We start from the raw sequence: 6,227 nt of genomic DNA on the forward strand, positions 1-6,227 counted from the left end.
TAATAGAATCAATCTGCTGAAATTTGTATTTTTTGGTAGATTTTACTCATCTATTGTAAAGCGTGGGAGGTATATCTTTGAAAAAGTATCATGTAAAAAAAACCGCAATGTTGTTTGTCGCATTTGTCCTTCTATTTTCGAACTTTCAACTAACAACAGCTACTGCAAATTCGAATCTAGGAAATAATATATACAAAAATAACTATCAAATTGCCCCTGGGGTAACCTTAACAAAGGAAAATTATGAAACTAGTACAAGAAGACGTGCAATAAATTATATGGAAGTGGATTTAAATCAATCCAATATAGGTATCGAGATTGCAACGGGGAATCCTTTTAACCAGTTAACGAGAGTAACAGACTTGGCTAGGAGAGAGACGATACCAGCTCAGAATAGATATGTTGTTGGTTCCATTAATGCTTCTTTTTTTCTAACGAACGGCTCTGGATTACCATCCAATTTAGTAGTGAAAAATAATGAGATATTACGACTCGGAAGGAATTCGGCAACACCAAATGACCCAATCCACTATCGTTATGCTTTTGGTGTCAATAGAAATGGAAAGCCATTGATAGATTCATATAAAGAGGATATGAGGGTTGTTGTAAATGGAAAACAAGTAACCTTACATTCATTTAACTCACCGAGACGTAATGGAGAAGTTACCCTTTATACACCAAGTCTTGGTCATAATGTTCCGATTGATTCTAATCATTCAACGGAGATCATCGTGGAAAAAGCATCGCAAAATACTAGCAAACTTTCCTTTGGTGACAATGTATCTGGCATTGTTACGAAAGTAAATAGAGGCTATCGCGACACTCCATTGGCTGTTCCAAAGGATGGGTTCGTTATTGTTGCAAATGGAGAGAACCTTTCGAAAGAATTATCGGGAGTGAAAGTGGGAGATCCTATTTCGTTCAACCTTAATATTGATGAAAAATGGAGAAATGCCCAAAGTATGATTGCTTCGGGACCCCTTCTTGTTCAAGGAGGAAAAGCTTCCTTAAGTATGAATGCTTCTAGTTCTTTCGCAAGCTCATTGCACCCTAGGTCTGCCGTTGGAATTACGAAAGATAATAAATTGATAATGGTAACAGTGGATGGCAGACAAGCAGGGTATAGTAATGGAATATCACTAATGGATTTAGCGAATTATATGATCTCTCTTGGCGCTGTTTCAGCCATAAACTTAGATGGTGGTGGATCTACAGTAATGGCAGCGCGTGTTCGAGGCTATGACTTACCATACTTAGTGAATCGACCTTCTGAGGGTAATGAACGGAGAGTAACGAATGCGATTCAAATAGTTAGTTCAACGCCACCACAAGCAGTGACGCAAACAGCAATGGAAATAGAAGAATTTTCTAGTCTAAGAAACTGGGAATCTTCGGTGCTAAGGGGAACGGCTGGAATTTCCTTAGCGGCGAAAGGCTGGCCTACTGGTAGTAAACAATCTGTAAAATTATCTTATGATTTTTCAACAAATAAACAAACAGGAACATCTGCAGCATACCTTATCCCAAAACAGCCACTCATGTTAGAGGGAAGACCCACGAAAATAGGGATGTGGGTATACGGAGATGGAAGAGAAAATGCACTAAGAGCGCAAATAGATGATCGGAATTTACAACCTTATTATGTTAACCTTACAGCGGAAAATAAACTGAATTGGTCTGGTTGGAGATATGTTACGGCAGACATTCCACCAAACATTCCAGGGCCGTTTTCTATTTCAAGAATTTATATTGCCCAATCACAGGAAAACAAAAAATCCATGGGTACCATTTACTTTAATAACTTGGATGTAATTTATGATACTAACTTTATAGCTCCAACGAAAAATCCTCTTCATGATCCGTCCAAAGGGATGTTCCCGGATGTATCAAATTCGCACTGGGCAGTTAATGAAATATCTTATCTAGCAAATCAGCGAGTTATTACAGGCTTCACAAATGGGGATTTTCAACCAGGTGGGAATATTACAAGAGAGCAAGTGGCGTTGATGCTAGTAAAGCAGTTAAATCTAAATATGAATAACACCAAAAAAGTAGAGTATAAAGATGTTAGTACTAGTAGTTTTTACTATGATGCTATTGCAACTGTAACCCAACATGGCATACTAACAGGTAGATCAGCAGGATATTTCCGCCCTAAAGAGACATTAACACGTGGGGAAGCGGCAGCTGTTTTAAAGAGGGCATACAAGCTATCAGGAGAACAGCAATTAACGTTTAGTGATGTGAAGGGTCATTGGTCTTATAGTGACATCGCTACTATTTCAAGCCATAGTATTACTACTGGCTATCCTAATGGAACATTTGCACCAGATAAACCTGTTACGAGAGCTGAGTTCTCAGCATTTTTATATCGCACTATTCAGTTGAAAAAGTAAACAGACGTGAAAAGGATAAAGCACAATGTATAAGAGCTTAATTAGGTCTAGCGATCTATTAAGCTTTTATGGATTTTAATGGAAGAAATAAAGGAGAAATTAAGGTTTAGTAGTGTCGAAGATTGCTGTATAATATAACTTATGCATTCATTTTGTCTTTTATTGTTATGGATTAAGATAGAATGGAAGAATCTATGTTTATGGAGTGAAGGAAATGAAAGAAACAACGAGAGCAACACTTCGTAAGTTGGCAAATAGAATGTTTGCCTTCAGAAACATGGTTTTTCCCATTCCAAAATCAAATAGTAGCAATTTTGGAGCAAAATCTATTGTAGAAAGCTATCAAGTGTGTAAAGGTATTTCCTACAGAAATGAACTTTTTGAAAGAAAATTCCTAAAGCAATCTGTTCATGTATTAGAAGTGGATCTCACTAATAAAGATTCAGAGCTACAATTGAATATTCCCCAACCACTTCGCTCGTTACAAACGACGGAAGAACAAGCAAGAAATGGGAAGGAAAACAAAGTGCTTGCAGCGGTTAATGCAGCCTTTTTCGAAACTATTGAAGGGATAGCGGGTCTTCCAGCAAGCTTAATAGTAAAAGATGGGGAAATTATCCGATACGGAAGAAATTCTGAAAACTTATCAGGCCCTATTTTTCAAAAACAAGCATTTGGTCTCCTTTCAAATGGGAAAGCAAGAATTGGGGAATATGAATCAAACATAACGATGAGGGTAGATGACAGACGAATTCCTGTTTTCTCTATGAATGATGTTATGCCTCGAATAGGAAAAGCTGTTTTATACACAGAGAGTGATAAACCCTTGCCAGCAAGTTTTTTATCCAATCCTACAGTGGAAATTATTGTTGATAATGTCGATAAAGATATGAAAACAATTTCTTTCGGCACAACGATAACTGGAACAGTAAAGCAGCTACTAAACTCTTCTAGTAAGAATAAATTGCATGTACCAAAAGATGGATTTGTTATCTTAGCAACTGGTAATGCAATGGTAGAAACATTAGGAGATATTCAGGTTGGTTCGGAGTTGTCCGTTTCGTTAGAGCTGGACAATCATTGGAAAGAAGCAAACTTTGTTTTAGGTTCTGGTCCATATTTAGTGAAAAACGGAGAGACACATATCACAATGAATCTATCAAGTCCTCTAGCATCAACCCGACAGCCTCGAACGGCGGTAGGGATATCGGAGGATGGAAGTAAAGTACTATTGATTACAGTTGATGGCCGTCAGAGAGGGTATAGTGACGGAATGACAATGGTGGAGCTCGCAGACTTCTTTCTTACGTGTGGCATGGAACAGGCAATTAATTTGGATGGAGGAGGTTCGTCTACGATGGTTTTACAGAAGCCTGGGGATACTATGCCGTCTTTAGTAAATCGACCTGCAGATGGTATACAAAGGAAAGTATCTGCAACAATTCAATTAATTCAAAAGGAAAGTAATGAAGAGTTTCATTGATATATATAGATTTATTTTTGGCAATAGAATGAAAATATGAAAACCATAAAGTACTAGAGGAGGAACACACATGAAAAAATGGGGTGGCATGTTTATTATCATTTTATTGTTTGGAATGACAATGCTGCAATCATATGCCTTTGCAAGTGATATCCAAGGGCATCCACAACAAAAAGAAATGAAATATTTAAATGATAATGATATTATGCTAGGCAATGGTAAAGGTAATTTTAATCCAAATGGTACTGTAACAAGAGCTCAGTTTGCAGCCTTTGTTGCAAGAGCATTGGAATTACCAGAAGGGGAGAACAATTTCCCGGATGTTCCCGTAGGCTATCAAGGGAACTTAGATACAGAGATTGGTAGAGCGGCTTCTGCTAATATTATAGAGGGGTTTGGTGACGGAACCTTCCGTCCTAGTGAACCAGTAACAAGAGAACAGATGGCAGTGATTATTCACAAGGCTCTTAAGTATGAGGGGATTGAGACTGGTTCGTTAATGAATCTCACTTTTCATGACACTAATACTATTAGTAACTGGGCGAAAGAAGCCATTCAAGTCAATGTTTCGTTAGGAATTATCAATGGAAACACAGATAATACCTTTAAACCACAACATAACGCTATTCGTGCACATGCTGCAAAAGTAATCTTTGAAATGCTGAATGTAATTGAGCCTATTATTATAGAGAACCCGCCAGTAATAGAGAAACCAGAGCCTCCAGTTGTTGCGACTCCATACCAGGTCGTAACAATTAACAGTAGCGGAACTAGGTCTGTTGTTAACTCTTATGCAACTTATGATCAGGCTGTTGCTAATGTAAAGTCCAATCAGTTCATTGTACTAGATAGTAAGATTATCCATATGGATAAATCAGATGGTGGAACTGTGACAGCTCTTGCAAGACCTTATACTCTGTTATATAGTAATGAATCGTTACGGTCGAACATTACATATATTGAAACAGGGTCCCAAATGGAATTTCTAGAAGTGAAAGGAAATGCTGTAAAGGTTCGAATTTCAGGTGCAGAAGGATATGCTAAGTTAAGTGATGTAAGACTTAACCCATCTGTAACAAATCCAGTAAGATCTCATTATCGAGTAAATGCAAATGGACAATTATTGCATTATACTTATGTAAATGCTTGGACACCAGGACCTTATTCTGTTGGACCTGCAGCATCTTTTATGAATTCTCAAACGACATACTATAGTTGGAATGGATTCGGATTTGGAAATCAAAATGTATATCAATACTTTCAATATTTACCTTTTTACACTCAATCAAAATATACTGCGGAAGAATTAAATAGCTACGTTAGGGCAGTTCGTCCTACCAGTCCTTTAAAAGATTTAGGACAAGCTTTCAAAAAAGTAGAAGCAGAAACGGGCGTCAATGCGCTTCACTTATTAGCCTTAGCAATTCATGAAGGTGGATGGGGAGAAAGTGCCATTGCTCGAGATAAAAAGAATTTGTTTGGAGTAGGTGCTTATGATAGTGGCGCTTACGAGAATGCAAGAACGTATGCTACTTATGAGGACTCTATACGTGATGCAGCTAGACTTCTGAAAAATACGTACTCCAACCATAATAGTTCTATCTATCACGGTCCACAGCTTGGGAATAAGGGAGTTGGTGCTAATGTAAGGTATGCTTCTGATCCGTTTTGGGGTCAAAAAGCTGCAGGGCACATGCATCGTATTGACGATTTCTTAGGTGGGAAAGATACGAGACCAGAAAACCGATATAAAATCGGATTAAAAAACATAGATAGTGTAATTAATGTAAGAAGTGTTCCAACGACAAGTGGTAACTCTCCTTTATACCAGTTAAAACAAGGTAATGTAGGTCAAGCTATGCTAATAGTAGACGAGCAAAAAGACCAAAACGGTGATACATGGTATCGGGTAGTTTCTGATCATCCAAACTATAATCATGTATGGGTTTATGGAAACGGCTCACTAGGAGAATATGTGAGGATTTTACCAACTTTTGAGAGACTTTTTATAAAATAATTGTTTCATAGATAAACAGGAAAAGGGATGCTGGAAATGGCATCCCTTTTTCTTTGTTCTATTTTTAGAGAGTTTAACTTCGCTAAAGGAGTAAAGTATAAGATGTATGAAGGCTTTCCCCATTAAGGGATTGGCGATAAGCCAAGTTTTCAAAAATTCGTTTGGGTAATTAGTAAGAGGGTTTGATTTCATGGGAGGTAATGTGAAATAGTATAGGTGTTGTTTGAGAATGACAGATAGTTTTTATGTATAGAACAGGTTTTTTTGAAAGTGCACATATATTAGCGGGATTCGCACATATAAGTGTGGAATTCGCACATATAATAGCAGG

3 protein-coding genes are annotated in these 6,227 nt (G+C 37.5%); all 3 read left to right on the forward strand.

Annotated elements, in window-relative coordinates; all coding sequences use genetic code 11:
• Positions 1-77 precede the first annotated feature (77 nt).
• The 3 genes from ACERII_RS24170 (at position 78) to ACERII_RS24180 (ending at position 5,896) form a co-directional block, all read left to right on the forward strand.
• Positions 78-2,396, forward strand: a complete 2,319-nt coding sequence (locus ACERII_RS24170) for an S-layer homology domain-containing protein (protein ID WP_373645535.1) — start codon at positions 78-80, stop codon at positions 2,394-2,396.
• A gap of 214 nt (positions 2,397-2,610) precedes the next feature.
• Positions 2,611-3,879, forward strand: a complete 1,269-nt coding sequence (locus ACERII_RS24175) for a phosphodiester glycosidase family protein (protein WP_373645536.1) — start codon at positions 2,611-2,613, stop codon at positions 3,877-3,879.
• Between the two features lie 70 nt (positions 3,880-3,949).
• The gene (locus tag ACERII_RS24180) at positions 3,950-5,896 is read left to right on the forward strand and encodes an S-layer homology domain-containing protein (protein ID WP_373645537.1); all 1,947 of its coding nucleotides are present in this window, start codon (positions 3,950-3,952) and stop codon (positions 5,894-5,896) included.
• The last annotated feature ends 331 nt before the right edge of the window (positions 5,897-6,227 follow it).

It is taken from the genome of Evansella sp. AB-rgal1 (genome assembly GCF_041820985.1).
Lineage (GTDB): Bacteria > Bacillota > Bacilli > Bacillales > Salisediminibacteriaceae > Evansella.

Excerpts from the sequence above, each read along its gene's own strand:
- ACERII_RS24175 (WP_373645536.1), top strand. The coding sequence starts at position 2,611 with ATGAAAGAAACAACGAGAGCAACACTTCGTAAGTTGGCAAATAGAATG.
- ACERII_RS24180 (WP_373645537.1), top strand. The coding sequence starts at position 3,950 with ATGAAAAAATGGGGTGGCATGTTTATTATCATTTTATTGTTTGGAATG.